General features: G+C 46.4%; 16 protein-coding genes. 7 read left to right on the top strand and 9 right to left on the bottom strand.

Features of this window, described 5'->3' with window-relative positions; translation table 11 throughout:
• Positions 1 to 290 precede the first annotated feature (290 nt).
• The 7 genes from H5647_RS05415 (at position 291) to H5647_RS05385 (ending at position 8,194) form a co-directional block, all read left to right on the top strand.
• Positions 291 to 3,323: an HzsA-related protein gene (locus H5647_RS05415; RefSeq protein WP_162926291.1), complete on the top strand. Its 3,033-nt coding sequence runs from the start codon at positions 291 to 293 to the stop codon at positions 3,321 to 3,323.
• Positions 3,324 to 3,401: 78 nt separating this feature from the next.
• Positions 3,402 to 4,163 (top strand): SH3 domain-containing protein, encoded by a 762-nt coding sequence (locus H5647_RS05410; RefSeq protein WP_236074785.1) that lies wholly within the window; start codon positions 3,402 to 3,404, stop codon positions 4,161 to 4,163.
• A complete protein-coding gene (locus H5647_RS05405) occupies positions 4,133 to 4,801 on the top strand; it encodes an outer membrane beta-barrel domain-containing protein (protein ID WP_045856925.1) in 669 nt (222 codons plus the stop codon). Before H5647_RS05410 ends, H5647_RS05405 begins: the two co-directional genes overlap by 31 nt.
• An 18-nt stretch (positions 4,802 to 4,819) precedes the next feature.
• Positions 4,820 to 5,347: a TlpA disulfide reductase family protein gene (locus H5647_RS05400; RefSeq protein WP_082086959.1), complete on the top strand. Its 528-nt coding sequence runs from the start codon at positions 4,820 to 4,822 to the stop codon at positions 5,345 to 5,347.
• Positions 5,335 to 5,565, top strand: coding sequence for a DUF4266 domain-containing protein (locus tag H5647_RS05395; RefSeq protein WP_045856923.1), 231 nt, complete (start codon positions 5,335 to 5,337; stop codon positions 5,563 to 5,565). The genes H5647_RS05400 and H5647_RS05395 overlap by 13 nt, the downstream gene beginning before the upstream one ends.
• Before the next feature lie 93 nt (positions 5,566 to 5,658).
• Positions 5,659 to 6,795, top strand: a complete 1,137-nt coding sequence (locus tag H5647_RS05390; RefSeq protein ID WP_045856921.1) for a DUF3570 domain-containing protein — start codon at positions 5,659 to 5,661, stop codon at positions 6,793 to 6,795.
• Between the two features lie 208 nt (positions 6,796 to 7,003).
• On the top strand, positions 7,004 to 8,194 hold the full coding sequence (locus tag H5647_RS05385) for a hypothetical protein (protein WP_045856919.1): 1,191 nt from the start codon (positions 7,004 to 7,006) through the stop codon (positions 8,192 to 8,194).
• A 59-nt stretch (positions 8,195 to 8,253) separates the two neighbouring features.
• On the opposite strand, the gene H5647_RS05380 is transcribed toward H5647_RS05385, so the two are convergent.
• The 9 genes from H5647_RS05380 to H5647_RS05340 form a co-directional block, all read right to left on the bottom strand.
• The gene (locus tag H5647_RS05380; RefSeq protein ID WP_045856917.1) at positions 8,254 to 9,219 is read right to left on the bottom strand and encodes an AgmX/PglI C-terminal domain-containing protein; all 966 of its coding nucleotides are present in this window, start codon (positions 9,217 to 9,219) and stop codon (positions 8,254 to 8,256) included.
• 1 nt (position 9,220) lies between these two features.
• Positions 9,221 to 9,754, bottom strand: coding sequence for an ExbD/TolR family protein (locus tag H5647_RS05375; RefSeq protein WP_200911635.1), 534 nt, complete (start codon positions 9,752 to 9,754; stop codon positions 9,221 to 9,223).
• Complete coding sequence (locus H5647_RS05370; RefSeq protein ID WP_045856915.1) at positions 9,751 to 10,302, bottom strand: ExbD/TolR family protein; 552 nt, start codon at positions 10,300 to 10,302, stop codon at positions 9,751 to 9,753. The genes H5647_RS05375 and H5647_RS05370 overlap by 4 nt, the downstream gene beginning before the upstream one ends.
• Before the next feature lie 79 nt (positions 10,303 to 10,381).
• Positions 10,382 to 11,047: a MotA/TolQ/ExbB proton channel family protein gene (locus tag H5647_RS05365; RefSeq protein ID WP_045856914.1), complete on the bottom strand. Its 666-nt coding sequence runs from the start codon at positions 11,045 to 11,047 to the stop codon at positions 10,382 to 10,384.
• Between the two features lie 30 nt (positions 11,048 to 11,077).
• Positions 11,078 to 11,422: a hypothetical protein gene (locus H5647_RS05360; RefSeq protein ID WP_236074783.1), complete on the bottom strand. Its 345-nt coding sequence runs from the start codon at positions 11,420 to 11,422 to the stop codon at positions 11,078 to 11,080.
• Between the two features lie 4 nt (positions 11,423 to 11,426).
• Positions 11,427 to 12,095, bottom strand: coding sequence for a tetratricopeptide repeat protein (locus H5647_RS05355; RefSeq protein ID WP_052691882.1), 669 nt, complete (start codon positions 12,093 to 12,095; stop codon positions 11,427 to 11,429).
• Complete coding sequence (locus H5647_RS05350) at positions 12,082 to 14,985, bottom strand: tetratricopeptide repeat protein (RefSeq protein ID WP_236074781.1); 2,904 nt, start codon at positions 14,983 to 14,985, stop codon at positions 12,082 to 12,084. Before H5647_RS05350 ends, H5647_RS05355 begins: the two co-directional genes overlap by 14 nt.
• Positions 14,982 to 16,916, bottom strand: coding sequence for a tetratricopeptide repeat protein (locus H5647_RS05345; protein ID WP_045856912.1), 1,935 nt, complete (start codon positions 16,914 to 16,916; stop codon positions 14,982 to 14,984). Before H5647_RS05345 ends, H5647_RS05350 begins: the two co-directional genes overlap by 4 nt.
• On the bottom strand, positions 16,904 to 17,419 hold the full coding sequence (locus tag H5647_RS05340) for an AraC family transcriptional regulator (RefSeq protein WP_408034022.1): 516 nt from the start codon (positions 17,417 to 17,419) through the stop codon (positions 16,904 to 16,906). Before H5647_RS05340 ends, H5647_RS05345 begins: the two co-directional genes overlap by 13 nt.
• Positions 17,420 to 17,782: the final 363 nt, after the last annotated feature.

Here is a 17,782-nt window from a genome sequence, read left to right as displayed (position 1 = left end):
AATAAAAATAGGTGTAAGTGCTTTTCCATCCCTTCATAGTCGCCGATTAATTCTACGATTGTGTAAAGATTCGTAAACACGTGGGCCGTTAGGCAAAAAAAGTCTGTATTCGGCATAAAGCTTGTTTACCATTCGTTATAAGACAAAACGCTTCTTGTACTAAAATGCGCGCTGTCATCTGAACGGTTAATACGTTTACGCTATTTTTTCCCGTATTTTATCTTTCGCATCCGTTATTCAACATTGTCGTGTAAGGTACAAAGCACTAACGACAAGAAAAGAGCTGGGTTATGAAACTATTGACTTTATTCAAACCGATTACGTTATGCGGCGGTGTTTTGCCTGCGCTCTTCTTGCTAGGGTGTGACGCCAGTAGCGGTGGTGGCGGCAATACTCAAGAGCCAGATCCTGTCGTTGTCGATTTCCCAGTCGCTTATATTCAACGCCCTATACCGCGCGATGAAGACGGAATTTTTGTGCCCGACGATGTTTTAGATATAACCGCATTCCGACCAGGTGCACGTTTATTATTGAAGGATCGAGCCTCCGTTCCGGCCGACGCCTTAGTTATTACGGATATTCCTTTTACACCCGAAACAGATGAATCCTTACCGGAAGGCGACGTCCCCACTCCACTCCCTTACGATGTTAAAGATTTATCGGTTGATCCCGACGGTACCAAGCTGCTCTTTGCGATGCGCGCGCCCGAAATTGAAGATGCTGATGAAGAAAACCAACCGACGTGGAATATTTGGGAATACAATTTAGAAACAGAAATTTTACGGCGTATTATCGAATCCAACACGATTGCGGAAGAAGGCCAAGACATCATGCCGGCTTATTTGGCTGATGGCCGCATTATTTTTTCGACCAATAGGCAGCGGCGTTCACGTGCGGTGTTGCTCGATGAAAGTAAGCCACAATTTGCCGCATTAATTGAAACGGGCGATGAAGAAGCGTTTGTGCTACACGTTATGGAGAATGACGGTAATGATATTAGCCAGATCACCTTTAACCAAAGCCATGATCTCTACCCTACGGTATTAAACGACGGGCGTATTTTATTTCTACGCTGGGATAATTATCGTGATAGTAAAGACGTATTGAGCCTCTATACGGCCAACCCCGATGGCAGTAATGTCAATGTGGAATACGGTTTTCACAGCCAAAACACCGGCACAAATGGCACTGAGGGCGTTTTTGCCAAGCCCAGAGAGTTAGTGGATAGTCGTATACAGGTCAGTTTGCGGCCGCGTATTGCCGAGCAACTTGGCGGTGGCATGATCGCGATAGACACCTTTAACTTCACCGAACTCAACATTACGGTAGAAGGCTCCGAATCCGCTTCCCCCGCACAAAACTCCATTATTAGCGGTGAAATAAACACCGACGGCTCGGCTTCACCGGGGGGCTATTACAGTTCGGCTTATCCCATCGATGATGGCAGTGGCCGCCTTCTAATCAGCTGGAGCCCCTGCCAATTACGCGGCTATCAATTAAATATTTATGTCGATGAAAATTTGCAGTTAATGAACGAAAACGGCGAGCGCGTCGATAGAACTGGTAGTGTTTTAGCCGTCGACGAAACCCCCATTACAATTCCAGAAGAGGAGGTGGGCTTTTTCCCCTGTACCAACGAAGCCTTGTCGCTCACCAGTATTCAGCTCGCGTTACCGGTTTATGGTTTGTGGATTTTCGACCCCTTCAATCAAACACAATCTCCAGTCGTGCTCTCTGAAAACGACGTTATGTATACAGAAGCACTGGTGTTACAGCCGCAACCCATTCCCGATTATATTCCCGACCCCATCGCAGGGATCGACTTTGAGCAAGCGTTGGCCGAGGAAAACGTGGGTATACTGCACATACGCAGTGTTTACGATATGGACGGTACCGATATTTCTCCGAACGGAATAATGGCCACAGCAGACCCCTTGCAAACCACCGAAAATGAACGCCCAGCACGCTTTATTCGCCTGTTAAAGGCGGTTTCGATGGCCGACGATGATGTTGTTGATTTCGACAATAGTGCATTCGGTCGCGCAGGCGGACAAATGAAAGATATTCTCGGGTATGTTCCGATTGAACCCGATGGCTCAGCGATGTTTAAAGTACCCGCCGATGTCGCCTTTACCTTTTCTATTCTCGATGCCAACGGCAAACGCGTGCGCACCGACGGCAGCGGCAATATTGGCCCACGACACCAATATTGGATGGCCTTACGCGCTGGTGAAGTGCGCGAGTGCACAGGCTGCCACACAAACGACGATACAATAACCCCACATGGCCGTATCGACAGCGGGCTAGCGTCCATTAACCCGGGCGCACTTTCCGCCGCAGCATTCCCCAATACCCAATTACGTGACGCCTTTGGTACCCCTCACGGCCCGCCAGAAGTGGGCGAAAGCATGGCGCAGTACTACGCCCGCATGAATGGCGTACGCACACCTTCCGTTAACATCATCGATTACAGCGATTGGACGGAAGACGGTATACGCCCCTCAAGCGCCACCATCGACCTATCCTATAGTGACCTGCGTACCGAAGCGCCCACGGAATGTGGCGTGAATTGGACAAGCCTTTGCCGAATTGTCATTAACTATATTGAACACGTGCAACCAGTGTGGGAGCTACCGCGCGTGACACTGGATGACACCGACGCCGTCATTTCCGACTTCACTTGCACGAACTGCCACAACACCACCGATGCCGACGGCATGACGATTATCCCTGCCGGCACACGGCAACTTAATTTGTCCAGTGTTCAATCTACAGAGCGAAACGACTACGTTGAATCCTACGCGCATTTACTCTTTGGTAGCCGTGTACTCGAGCTGGACGATAACGGCAACCTACGCTTAGAGCTCGAACAACTCGTTATTGACAGTGTACCTCAATACCAAATGATTCAACTCGTCATCGATGATGTACCTCAGTTCGAAGCACTTAATGAAGACGGTGTAACCGTCCCCGCACCCGCCGATACCATCGACCCCGACCTCACGCTGCTGCTCGACGAAAACGACAACCTAGTGCCCTTCATGGTGCAAGAGTTGCAACCAGTTTTGGACGACGAAGACAACCCCATTCTCGATGGCGAGGGAAATCCACTAATGGAACCCATACCGATCATGATAGAAACCCAGAATCGTAATGGCGCGCTTCTCTCACCCAATGGTGCATTATCCTCTAACGGATTTTTTAGAGTATTTGAAAACGGAGGAACACACCAAGATTATTTAAATGGCGCAGAACTTAAACTTATTGCAGAATGGCTGGATATTGGTGGGCAGTACTACAATAATCAATTTGTCGCGCCCTAATTCAGAATTCACACTCAACTGGGGGCCTACCGCTCTCAGTTACTCAACCCTCAAACGCAAATTCAACCCTACAATATTATGATGCGACCCGCACCACAACAATGGCCATCGATAGTTATCCTGTTAATGGGGATGCTACTACTCAACACCCACGCACTCGCCAAAGACAGCGGCATTGAAGTGGTTGTTACAGATGCCTATGCCGAGATGCATACAGGCCCCGGTCGCGCCTACCCTATATTTCATACCATCGAAAAAGGCGAAACCATAACCATCATAAAAAGCCGCACCGATTGGTATAAAGTAAAAACTCTTCAAGGTAAAACCGGTTGGGTACACCGCGATGAATTTCGTGAAACATTCGGGTTGCACGGCGAAGACGTCGACTTATCTCGGCCAGGGCGAGAAGCGTTTAATGACCGGCGCTGGGAGCTTGGCGTAGGTGGTGGTGACTTCTCCGGTGCACGAGGGTTAAACACATACTTGGGGTTTCACCTTACCGAAAATATTTCCACGGAATTACGTTATACCCAAGCCTTTGGTTCATTTTCCAACAGTAAGCTAGCCACACTTAACGTAGTTCACCAACCCTTTCCAGACTGGCAAGTTTCCCCATTTTTTACTTTAGGTACTGGCGCTATTGTCATTTCACCTAGCTCCGACATTGTACAAACAGAAGATCGCGAAAATGGTGTAATGACCGTAGGCGGCGGATTTATTTTTTACGTCACGCGCAGTTTTCTATTTCGTATTGAATATAACGACCATACGCTTTTAACCAAGCGAGACACTAACGAAGAGGTTGACGAATGGAAAGCCGGTTTCAGCGTATTTTTCTGATACTGCTCACACAGACACTCGCATTACTATTCATTCCCACGGCGCTTGCGCAAAGTGATAACGAATCCAACAGCGAGACTGTGCTCGATGCAGTTATCAACCCTGATCTCGAACGTCAAACCATTGACGAGAAACGCATCGATAGCGAAAACTTTGAATTTGGTATATTCGCAGGCGTTATTAGTGTGGAAGACTTCGGCACAAATAACCTTTACGGCGTTCGTGGCAGTTATCATATAACCGAAGATTTTTTCTTAGAAGGCGTCTACGGCTCAACCATTACTACGCCTACCAGCTACGAAGTGCTCAGCGGCGGCAGCCCACTCCTTACCGACGACGAACGACAATACGACTACTATAATTTGTCACTTGGCTTTAATTTACTTCAAGGCGAAGTGTTTTTAGGCCAATACGCGTTTAATACCGCGTACTACCTAGTGGGTGGAGCCGGTAACACCCTATTTGCCGATAATGAATATTTCACCACTAACTTTGGCGGTGGATTTCGCATATTTGTGACCGACTGGCTCGCTATGCGGCTTGATGTACGCAATCATCTATTTACTCACAACCTACTGGGTGACGATAAAGCCATCCAAAATTTAGAAGCCCAGCTTGGGCTTTCTATTTACTTTTAGTCGTAACGAGGTCTCGGCATGTTTTCCATTACTCGCTCTGTAAAAACTCTTCTAGTGCCCTGCGCGGCTTTGGTTGCTCTACTCAGCCTACTGGCCTTTACACCTCACGCGCTCGCCGTTAAACCTTCCTACGATTTCACTCTTAAATCAAATCAAGATAAAAATATTCGTTTAAGCGATTTAAGAGGCCAAGTGGTCATGCTGAATTTCTGGGCCTCTTGGTGTGGCCCCTGTCGTCAGGAAATGCCACTACTCGAAAAAATACACAAAAGATATTCGCCCGCAGGTTTTACCTTGTTAGGCATAAATGTAGAAGCCGACCCGAAAGAGGCCGACCATCTGTTAAAAGAAATTCCTGTTAGTTTTCCTATTTTGTATGACACCACTAGCACAGTGAGCGAAGCCTACAAAGTAGATGCTATGCCAACCAGCGTGCTCATCGATTGCGACGGTAATGTTTCCTATTTACATCGAGGCTATAAGCCCGGCGACGAAAAAGCCTACATCAAACACATCAAGGGCCTAATTCGCTCATGCAGCAATTAATTCAACGCCTCGTATTTATTGGTTTACTACTGGCCATTAGCGGCTGCTCCTTTATACAGCCGTGGGTAAAACCGTACGAGCGTGAAAATCTTGCTGACCCGATAATGGCATTTGAGTCTCACCCCGCGTCTACAAAATATATGAATCACGTTTATGAAGCACGTGAAGCCGGTCGCGGAGCAGAGGGTAGCTCTGGTGGTGGGTGTGGTTGCAACTAAAAAACGATCGCTATTTTTAATAGCGTTAGCACTTTATCGAAAATACGACAAACCTATCATCCATAGCTTTTTATACGATACTTAAAAAAACACATGAAAAAAAACGTCCTCTTTATTTTTACAATGCTCTTTTTTGCAGTTGCGACGAACGCCGCCGTACTGCCGGAGGACCGCACCGAAGTGCTTTACCATAGTTTCGATGGTGGCGGTGTGACTATTGACGGGCCATCAGTATTAGTACGAAAAGATATCGCAGATAAAGTCTCTGTATGGGGTAATTACTACGTCGACTTCGTTACCAGTGCATCGCTAGATGTTATCACCCAAGGCAGCCCCTATACCGAAGAGCGTACCGAAACCGGTGGCGGAATTGATTATTTGCGCGGCCGAACAACCATGAGCCTTAGCTATACGCAAAGTAGCGAAAGCGATTACGAAGCCGAAACCGTTGGTTTAGGCATTAGCCAAGAATTTTTCGGTGACCTTTCCACAATTAGCCTAGGATATTCTCAGGGCAATGATACCGTAATGAAAAACGGCTCGCCTGATTTTGCAGAGCCCGCCCAACATCAACGCTTTAGCTTAGGCTGGACACAAATACTAACCAAGAACTGGATAATGGCCGTCAGTGCCGAAACAGTCTTAGATGAAGGCTTTCTCAACAATTCGTATCGCAGTGTACGCTTTCTCCAACTTAACGGCGACGTTGGCTACCAACCGGAGCACTACCCCAGCACTCGCAGCAGTGACTCTCTCGCCATTCGTAGCATGTATTACCTGCCTTATCGCGCCGCCGTACGATTCGAAGCGCGGCACTTTAACGATAGCTGGGACATAGCCGCAACAAATTACGAATTTCGTTATATTCACCCCTATAAAGACCAATGGATATTTGAAGGAAAAGTACGCGTTTACGATCAGACCCAAGCGTCTTTTTATTCTGATCTTTATGCCTACCAAAATGCGCAGAATTTTCTCGCCCGTGATAAAGAGATGAGCGAATTTTCAGATATTGCTTTAGGCCTCGGCGCCACCTACGAAGTAAAAGCTCAGTGGCTCAGCTTCTTCGAAAAAACGACCCTTAATCTCTTTTGGGATAGCATAAATTTTGACTATGCCAACTACCGCGAAAATACTGCCGCAAACTCTGAAGAATTTGGGCTAGGTAACGAGCCCTTATACAGCTTTAACGCCAATGTGATACGCTTCTTCCTTTCAGCATCGTACTAACGTTCCTCGGTAATAAGAAAACACTCAATAGGTTTTACTCGTAACGCCGAAACATTAGGGCTATGGGCGTATTTATGCCTCTCGCGCTCGCTAACGCGCAACTCAATAGCCCTTACACAACCTGACAATCGCTCTGGGGAAAAACGCGGGTTTTATCGATGCCTCGCCCTGAAAACACCCGTTATATGTCTAAAAATAAGGATCTATTGTGAAAACTTTACACCACCTCAAGCCGCCTTTTATCGCTGGTGCGATCACTCTTTGTCTCGCAGGGCTTACGGGCTGTACACGCGGCTGGGAATCGACCACAGACGATAATGCCAGCTCTAGCAGTAGCAGCTCTAGCTCTTCCGCCTTTCCAGACCCAACCTATTACGGCCCCGGCTCAAGCTGGAAGCTAGTCTTAGACGACGAATCTGGTGATTTTACATTTGATAGAAGTACGACACCAAACGGCACCAGCGACTGGAGTGTTTTGGGCCGTTACCAAACTCTCGAATCCGAATTTATTCAGCTGACCGTCGAGAGTGGCAGCTTGGCCGCTAACCGAACCATTAGCGGCATTCAAATCAGCAATGACTTAGTCGTTCTACTGCCGTTTATAGACAACGATAACGCGCTGCAGTTACTCACATTGGCAGGCTGCCCCACCAACGAAACGATAAGCTCCAATTGGTTACTCTATAAAACAACCAGCCCACTCGAAGATGAAAAACACACGCCTTATCACTTCGGAACTTTTTACTATTCACGTGTTGCCGAGGGAACTCAGCAGCTACAACATCAGTACGCACTCACAGACCCAACACCTTCCGAGTCTCCTGACAATGGCGTCACACTTAGCAACGGCAAATGCACCGATGGCTTATTAACAAGTGGCACTCATCAGTATTATTTCACTCAAGGCGCAACAGCTCTTATTGAAAGTGCACAAACAGAAGAGCAAATTGCAGAAGGTAACACCAACGGTGCACAGTTTTTATTGAGTGTAGAAGCAAGAGAAATTGGTGGTGTTTCTACGCTTGACGGAAATTACATTGGCGTGTTGCAAGACCCCCAATTTAACGGTGGCGAACAAAGCTTTCCCATAAAAGGTAGTTGTGCAGGCGGTGTGTGCACACTTAAAGAAGTCACAGACCTAACCACAGGAGAGACCGAGCAACTGGGTTACGAATTGACTTTTACCTCTACTGACATCATTGAGAACAAGCCCATCGCAGGGATGATAATGGGCAATATAACAGAGCCAGGCAATAATCCGGGAACAGCTCAATTGGCGTGCTCCTTTAATGCGGATTATGCAGGTTCTGGCGATCATGCCCTTATCTGCGTAGGCTTTTCTCCGGGCACTACCGACGAATCTACCCTTATGAACCTGTATATGGTTGCGAAAGATTAGGCACACCACAAAAAAAGGGAGCTTACGTTACCGTAACCTCCCTTTTTTTCTATCGACAATTAATACGGCAGGAAATCGAACGAGAAAATTAATTTCGTTTGTTTTACATCTTGCGAACCAAAATTAATCAACTTTATACGCGCAAGTAATTTCGATTCGAGAGCCGGCGTTTCCAGTTCGCTAGACACAATTTTAGCGGAAGAAATTCGACCGTTCGGCTCGATAACCATTTCGAATACCACCTTGCCTTCTAGCGTAGGGTCTTTACGCAGCGCGCGGTTATATATATTAAACATCGCGCCTTTGCTTTGATCCATTACCTTACGCATTTGCTCTTCACTGCGCTTACCCGCCACCTCCGGTTGCTTCTGACCCTCTGCTCCTGCACCCGTTGGCGCTGCGAGCTTACTGTCGACGGCAGTCGTTTGCTTACCCGATAACGCAACACCACCGGTATTACGACTAAGCCCAGAGGTTTGAATGCCACCACTATCAGCGGTAACACCACTGGTAATGGCTGAACGATCAACTTGTGCGGCCTCACCCGTGGACTGAGTAAGATCAGCGTTCACCTCTGAAAGCTCAAACGATTCGCGCATATCCGAAAGAGCATCAGTAAACTGACTAATTTCAGCTTGTGCTTCTTCTCGCGCTTTTTCTATTAGCTTTGCGGGTTCCGGTGTTGCCTGCGGCTCTGGCGTAGCCTCTGGTTTTGGTGGAGGCGTTGCCTCTACAGGTTTTTCCTCCAGCACCTCTTCGGGCTCGGGTGTAGGCTCTGGCGTAGGGACAGGTGTTGGCGTTGGTGTTGGAATCTCTTGCTGCTCGATCACCACTTTTGCAAGCTGCGGAGGCAATGCTTCAAGTTCAGAGCGCTCTTTTTCCGGCACATCGATTAACGGTACGACAATACTCAGTATAAAAAACGGAATCAGTAAGAGCCCCACAATGCGCCAAAATTTTCGGTCATCATCAATAGTGGAACTCCAAGGAAGCTGTAGGTTAGGTGCAAGTAATACTGTCGCCACGTTAACCCTCCTCTGCCTGAAGGCTATCAACCGAAGCATCTGTTGGCACCTGACTTACGGCCAGCGAGATATTACGGTATTCCGATTTCGCACACGTGGTCATCACCTTTTTAAGTAAATCATACGGAATGCCTTTGTCGCCCATAATCGTAACGTCACGGCCTTTCTGCGCTTCTTCGTCTGTGCGGTAAGGCTTGCGCGCAGCAAGATACTCTAGCTCTTCTTTTAAACCTTTAATTTCAGCGTCGTTGCTATTATTAATCAATGCAATATCGGCAACCTTACGCCCCCCCACAAGAATCGATTCATGACTGACAGAGACAATTAAATTGGTTTTCGGTTGCTGCTCAGCGAAAGATTCTGGTAATTGTATATCTTTATTACTTTGCAAAACTTCAACATCTGATGAATTAACCAACAAGAAAAAAACCAAGATGGTAAAAATATCCATTAGCGAGACGAGATTAAGCTTCGATGTAGCTTTGTGTCGTTTGTTTGTCCGCGCCATACGCTTGGCATGTATCGATTGTTTCATTGCACACCTCCCGGCCGGTCAGTCGCTTCGTCAACAGGTGCATCGCCTAACGAAATAGCAGGGAACAATTCTGCATTCACAACAGATGCGGCTACCACGGTTTTAAAACTGCGCACAGTATCCATTGCTCGGACAATGGTTTGATAATCCGTATCTGGCTGCGACAAAATTAAAATATCTTTTTTATCTTTGCCCTGATCTCTTAATAGTCGCTTCACTTCTTGTAACGCGATAGAAAGCGTATCGAAGTCGTAGATTAACGCTCCACTTTCGGTATCTTCAATTTTTGGCAAACGCTTTAAAGGCGCGCCAGCGGGGTAGTTAATAACCATCTCATCATTTTCAATAACAAGCTCTAGGCTTTCGTTTTCCTGAGGTTCATCGTTCGATGCTGCGCTGGAGGCTAGGTCAGGCAATTTTAAATCAAGTACAGTGATATGAGAAAACACCATACTCATAAGCAACACCGGAACCAAAATAATCATCAGGTTCATAAAAGAAGTGATATCGAGATCGGCTTCTTCTTGTGATCTTCTTCTAGTACGCATATGTACCGCCAGTATTCGTTATGTCTTTTTTACTCATCATGCTTACCATGAGCAAAACCCAAACAGCTTATCGCAACCATTATGTACGTGGTTTATCGTTTGCTCGGGTACGAGTAGAAAAAGCATTTAAATTCGACATAATGTTCAGGCACTTGATACCCGCCATTTCAAGGCTGTCGACAATTTCTGTTGTTTTGGTTTGCAAAGTAGCATGAAAAAGCAATAAAGGAATCGCAGCCATCAGACCAAATGCTGTTGTGTTCATAGCAACCGAAATACTTTGCGATAATAAATTTGCTTTTTCAGAAGGGTCTGCGTTGGCTACAGCGGTAAAGGCCGCAATAAGCCCCATAATCGTACCGAGAAGCCCTAATAAAGTAGAAATATTGGCCAACGTTGCTAAATAAGGCGTGCGTTTTTCTAAGCGAGGTACCGCCTCCATCACGCCTTCTTCCATAGCGTATTCAATTTCGTCTCGACGCGGCGAGTGTTGCATGCGCGCAATACCTGACGCTACGATACGACTAATGGGCGCTTTGCTTTGCCGCGCTAAATCCACCACCGCGGCATAGTCTTTTTTCTGCAATAACGGCAACAAACGGTTAAAGGCTTTTCTATTCGACGCTTTCGCTGCCGTTAAAAATAACCATCGCTCTACCGCCAGAGCTAAGCCAACTACCAACACTAATGCAATGGGATACATAAAAGGTCCACCGCTTTGAAAAAAAGTAACAACACTATTCATGGGATATCTGCCTCCAGATCGTAACGTAAATTATTCGGCCGCAGCTTCGCTAGCCAGGGTTTTTATAAACTGTAATTCGCGCCTGTGTTCACTTACCTCCACATGCCCGAATACACTATCTGTTTTACTGTTTAACGGTTGGTATAATATTGAATCATCCGAGGCCGGCTTCCACGGCACAATGTAAATTACTTTTGGCTGTTCTTGGTTACCAGTAACCGTCGCGCTAAGTTCAACGACATTGTCATCATTGGCATTGGACTGCGCCACGCTGTTAAGAGACAGCAACATTAACATTGCAACACTAAGCCCGTAGCTAAAGTATTTAACCGACACTACGCGCTTTTCGCGGCTATTGTGAAACTGTTTGTCCATTTTTTTAACCTTTGTCAGCTAGCCTACGTTCGAGATCACGTACCCATCCTTTAAGCTGTCGACTTTCTTCGGGTAATACGCGCTGCAATAATTTGTACTGCACTAAAGCTTCGTCAAATCGGCCTAAATAAAGATCGTACAAAATACCCAAATTACGCAGCGAATCCACATGATGCGGCCAAATGGCCAAAGCCGCTTTATAATTCGCCTCAGCGTCATTAAAACGCCCCTGCTCTCTGTAGAGTACACCTAGCCACGTATAAGCATCCATATTCGCAGCATTTACGTGTATAGCACCTTTTAGGCTATCTTCTGCTTGTGCCAGATGCGATTGTCGGTACTGTGCAATACCGAGATTGACATACGGACCAGAAAGATTCGGCCAAGTCTCAGTCATTAACACGAGAATCCCTTCCGCTTTAGACCATTGCTCTGCATTCATTGCCTCGGTCGCTTGGGCAAACTCGTCTTTGGCTTTATCCGGTACTGATGGCTTAGTCGCTAAGTAGGGGTTAGGAAGTATCTCTAATGCAACCTCTACGGCTGGCGTTTCGCTCACTGCCGGTTCAGCGTCTAAAGGCGCTTTCTTTAGGACACCGCTACAGCCCCACAGAACTGACGCCATTAGCATCGCCACTAACGGTGTTCTAGTGGTTTTTTTAATGTAGCCCACGACTCACCCCTATCTTATTCTCTTCTTTACCATAGCGAGCCGGTAGTAATTCCGCTAACGCCTTAAAACTGTTTTTAACACCATCGTCATAAAGACCTTCCCACGCACGCTGAATATTGCTGGCATGCAAATCTATGGCTTTTTCTTCGAAAGGGTACGCTTGCTCTTCCAATAGAATTTCGTATTGTTCTAGTGCCAAAGTATCCAGCCCTGGTGGCCGTTCTGAATTCATCAGATCCTGACTTAGCTGGCCATACAACATACCAATTTTGTAATTCGCATCCGTTGAATAGTCAGCCACACCATAAGCCAATACCTGTCGATACGACTTTAGTGTTTGATCCATTGCAGCTTTCTTTTTACGCATACTTTTTTTAATGGGCAACGTCAGTTTGATTGTAATGAAGCGCTCAAATTCATCGTTAGCAAACTTTGACGATGCCATTGCTGCAAGAGTTTTCGAACGAGCAGTGGAACCTGCGCCGGCCTTTTTATCCTGTTGAATTAAATCTTTGAGCCAATAATTACGTTTTCCAACTTCATTTATGTGACCGTACAATTCAACCAACTTATAACGTGACTCAATAGCCAAATCAAACGGTAATGGATAGCTATTGGCGTACAAGCGGTATTGTTCGATAGCCTTCTGCCGATTATTAGATTTTTCATAAAGTTCTGCAGAAAGGTACAAAGAATTTCGGCGGATCTGTGGATCACCTGAATTGGCCATAATAGACAGTTGCGACGCGGCTTTTCCCCAGCTTTCGGTTTCCTGATAAATAAAAGCCAATTTCGGGGGTAGCGTTGCTGTTAAAGAGTGTTCAGGGTAACGTCGACCAAAATCCAACAGTACCTGCTCTGCTTGAGACCAATCTTCCAATTCGATCAAGTAGTTTGCAGCGTCATATTGCGCCGCGATAGCGATGTCGCTGGCAGGAGAAATAGTACGAATAGCGAGGAGCTTTTCAATGGCAATAATTTTCTCGCCAGCAGCAATTTGTGCTTCAGACGATTTATACATGCTGGCCGCAATTCGCTCAATAATAGCGGGTCGGTCAGGGTCCGCTGGATCTAACAACATTATTAACTGTTGATAGGATAGTTCGGCTTCTGCAAATTGGTTTAAGTCAAACTGGGTATGCGCTAACACTAGCCAAGCAGTTTTTTGAAGTGTTTTTTCAGGTGTTGGCTGCCATTCGGTCATGCGCTTGGCGATAACTTGTGCACGTTCTAAATTACCGCGTTCAAAAACTTCTTGCGCCGCTTTTGTTAATACACCGGCGGCTCGCTTATCCGTTGGATAATAGTCGGCGAAATTGAGCGCGTTGGTAACTTTCTGCTCGTACCATTGCGACACCAACAATGCATCGTTCTCCGTTTTTTTCGGTTGGTCGTCGATTAAACGCTGTAACGTAAAAATAGCCGCATAGCCGGCTTCAGCTCCACGCAACGTATCGAGATATTTATAGGCAACAGCCTCGTATGCGCTAACCGCCGCAATTAATTGGCCCGCCTCATAATAAGATTCACCCATTAGATAAGTCATTTCCGCAACTTTTGTGTCTAACGGGAAGGTATCGATAAATTGCTGATACAAGCCCGCCGCCTTTACAAAATTAGGCTCGGCAATATTCTCTGGCAGCTTGAACGGAGGATTTTTCCCTTCGGCTTTTAGGCTGGCGTATTCCGCCCGCACTTTTCGATTTGTCAGCGCTTGCGCATGATAAAAGCTCGATAGTTCATCGAGATAGAGATGTAAATTCGGTTTAAGTACGGCCAGCTGTTCCTCCTCTCTTGTGCTCCAGAAGTTGCTGTAGACGCCATAGTTACGAACAAACTCTTCTTTGGCCGGCAAGATTAAACTCGGGAAGTTACCCAAATTGTAAACGGTAATCGCTTTTACACTAAACGTAGGTGAGTAATCGGTATTGGGAAACACCTGTACATAGTGTCGATAGGTATCAGCACTATCACGATAGCGTTTTTTCTCAAGATACAAATCACCAAGGCTAAGATAGAGCAAATGTTGATAGTGACGCTGACCCAACGTTTGGTAAATATCCGTAATAGATTCGGCACCGTCAAGGTACGAAAACACAATACCAAAAACCCGTAAGGTATCGTTCACCAAGTTTCTATCGCTATTGCTCAGATCAGCCAGCGTTTGGCCTTCTACTGATAGACTGCGGTCTAACACTTCAGTAAATGATTTTACTGACGCTCGATACTTGCCACGTTTAAATTGCGACCAACCATGCATATAGACAGCGTTGCCATAAAAGGGAGTTGTATCACCGCCGTCCATTATTTTGCGGTAAAGCTGTTCAGCTACGGCATAGTTTCCGTCACTAAACGCTTTTTCGGCTTGACGAAAATCCGCTTCGGCGACAAAGCTTGACTCGGGATACTGCCCTACTAAAAGGCCAAGTACATCATCCGATTCCTGCATGCGGCCATCTAGCGCATAGGCTTTTGATAACTGATACAACAAACGCTCATTCGACATTAGCTCGCCGTTAACAGGCCACGCTTTATTTAGGGTGATTAGCTCTTCGTACATCGACACAGCACCATCGAAAAACTGTTGCTGTGTCTCTGCGTCTAGTTGATTCTTTTCGCTTCTTGCCATTTCTAAATCGGCAAGACGTACTAAAATTTGATGACGAATACTCGGATCTTTCGCCACCTCTAGCGCTGAGCGATAGCTATCTTCGATTTGGTCTAAGGTAGTAGCGGGCACCGGCATTGGCTCGTCTGGTATCAGCGGCGCTTCGAGCCCAGCGATAGTGCGCCCATAATTGGATTCGTGGTTTCCAAACCATGAACAGCCTTGCATAAAAATAAAAGACACCGATAATGCAATGACTTTAAACCGCATGGGGTAGCTCACTGATCAACCTCGCCGCTCAAAACGTTTGGGCTATTTGGAGCGAAGGCCTCTTGCTCTTGCAATAAGCGCGCTTTGTCGTAAAGGCGTGCAACCGATAAACGGCTCTGAGCTAGATAATGTTCTACGCGAAGCCTTTGCTCTCTCAGTACACTTACCACCTGTTGGCGCAGTTGCTCTTTAGATGCGGCCACGGCACGATTAACCTCGATATTTTGCCTTTCCAAACGTGCATTCGCCTCAGCCACACGAATACGGAAGGGTTGTAAGTCTGGAGCAGCACTCAGAATTTTTTCAATATTTCGATAATTACTTTGCAGTTCATCAATAGTTGCATCCAAACTGTTAAGCGTTTTCACTGCCTGCCATAGACGATCAGAAAAGTTCTCGCTGGCATTCCAGAGTAACATGCCGTAATACCAACGAACCGCTTCGTCGGTATCCTCAATAAAGGGGTCATCCTCTCTTAACGCGGGTAGACTTACGGCTTTCTTTGCCCGCACTGCGCGTCGAATTAAATTCGCTTCATCGCCAGAAGCCAATGCGAGATAGTCTTTTCCCCCTGCGATGGTTTCTATTTTGAGCGCTAAGTCATTACGTTTCCGCTGAATATTATTAATCTGGTTTTTAAGTGTTTCCTGTGCGATTACCGCAGCTTTATTGTCTCGATCAATTTCGCGCTGTTGCAACATATCTGAATAGAAAGCTAATTTTTGTTGCCACTCCACGGTATTTTTTTGCACGCCAAGAAGTGCGCGCAGTTCTTGTATCCCTAATTGAAATTTCTCTTGAGAAAACAGAGCGATAAGATAACTAAGTTGCGGTGCGAGCTGAGGCGTGTCCGATTGTGTTAGCCAATCAATGCCATCTTCGTTTTCAATTCGCAGTGCCTGTAAAAGAGTATCGCCACTAAGGTTGGCAATCACGTCATCAAGCCGGTTAATTTCGTTTTTGAAGCTGTATTCAGCCTTCTTGAATTCTTGTAAAGCAAGCCCATCTCTGCCCATTTTTTCGTAGGCATAGGGCATAGCCACAAGCGCTTCTTGGGAGTTTTCATCCGCTAGACTGGCGCGGCTTAAATGCGACCATACTTTTAAGGCTTCGCTATATTGCTGCAACTCTGTCGCCGCCCAGCCGTACCCCAAAAGTGCACGCCCCGATAACGCACTATCAACACGAACGTTCGAAAAACGCCCCATGGCAGACGCATAATCGCCCGACAACAAAAAACTGTAACCAGCCGCCGTCATTGCTTTATCGTGAAGTGCACGAAACTCATCGTCGGAGTGTTCGATCTTGCCAATGCGATTGTAGTACTCGATTGCGGTCGTAAAATCTTGTTCGCGAGCGGCTAATGAACCGAGGTTAAAGTATAGATAGGAAAGCGCGTTATCGGAGAGATTCGAATTCTCTAAAAACGCTTCAGCCTGCTCACGATTATTTTTTTTAATCGCCAAATTTATGTTAAGTATGTCGAGGTCGTTGGAGAGAGCATTAATACTATTTTTATTGCTATCACCGATAGCTTTAACATGGGCCAAGGAGCTTTCTGCCATCGCCCAGTCACCACGCATATAACGCATTTTCGCAAGGTAATACCACGCCGCCACTTGTGATTTTTCCGGCACGTTGTCGGCAAGCATTTCGCTAAAGATACTCGCCGAATACCGTTCTAAACCATAGGCAAGTGCAAACCCACCCTCCATTAAAGCGGGGTTGTCACCATGCCCTTGAATACCCCCACGCTCCTTCGCGATTAACAGTTCGGTAAGCGCCTGAAGGTATTCCTGTTGATGATAGTGATACAGGGCAACGCCGTAGCGCAAATCAGCCACTGTCGTAAGCGGTTTTTCTTTTTTAGCTAAAGCGCTAGAAGCGGCAATGGTGAAAAGAAAAACCAGCAACAATAAGAGCGCTCGGTTTACAGCTGCCATTCTTTAAAATCAAATTCCGGTTGCATATTAGCGGAGGCGTCCTTAATGCGTAGTTCAAGCATTTTGGGGTCGTCATCTTTGTCAATTAAAAGAGTCGCGCCGCGTTTGTATTCACGCTTATCCGGGCCAATGCCCGTAAAATAGGCCGTTAATTCATGTTCGCCTGTTTTCAAATTGCCAACAAACAAACGCTGTATACCGCCACGACTCAAGGCGTCGTTCTGGCGAGGTGTGTACAGATGACTTGCAACGAGTTTATCGTCGATATGTAATTTAACGGCGTCGAGCTGAAAAAACGCTCCTGTATCCAACGACAGAAAAACCATAATCTGAGTATTAGCCGGAAATAACAGCTCTTCTTCTAAAATGAGTAAATCTCGATTCAGCTCAAGCGCTGTCTTCTTCAGGTCTTCAATGTCGTGGCTTAACGGCGAGGCAACAGCAGCTACCTCCGCCACCGCACTCGGTTCGTCTTCTGCGACAACCGAGCTCACCGCAAACAGTAGGAATGTATATAGCGCAGCGCACACGACATTTTTTGCGCATACTGCATGTTTACGTTCGCTTTCTGGCAGCGAAATCAGTTTTACGCCGCGTCGACGTGCCCAAAATTGGCATAATTTACCACTCAACGTCATTCTCCGTAGGTCGTTAACACAGACATAGTTCGCCGTAATTTCTACAGCTGTTCCAGTAAAAGACATGATTGTACGCCGGTTTTGTGAACTGGTTAGAAATGTCAGAATAAATTTGAAAGCAAAACCCTAATCTTAGCGGCCTAGCACGCGTGAATTTATCAATATTCTAGCGTTTGTTTGATCCTGTAGCGCCCACAGCTTCACTTTCTGTGCCATTTTTTCAGAGAA

The organism is Teredinibacter purpureus, assembly GCF_014217335.1.
GTDB classification, from domain to species: domain Bacteria; phylum Pseudomonadota; class Gammaproteobacteria; order Pseudomonadales; family Cellvibrionaceae; genus Teredinibacter; species Teredinibacter purpureus.
The sequence above is the reverse complement of the archived record's forward strand: the minus strand, read 5'-3'. Positions and strand labels throughout refer to the sequence as shown.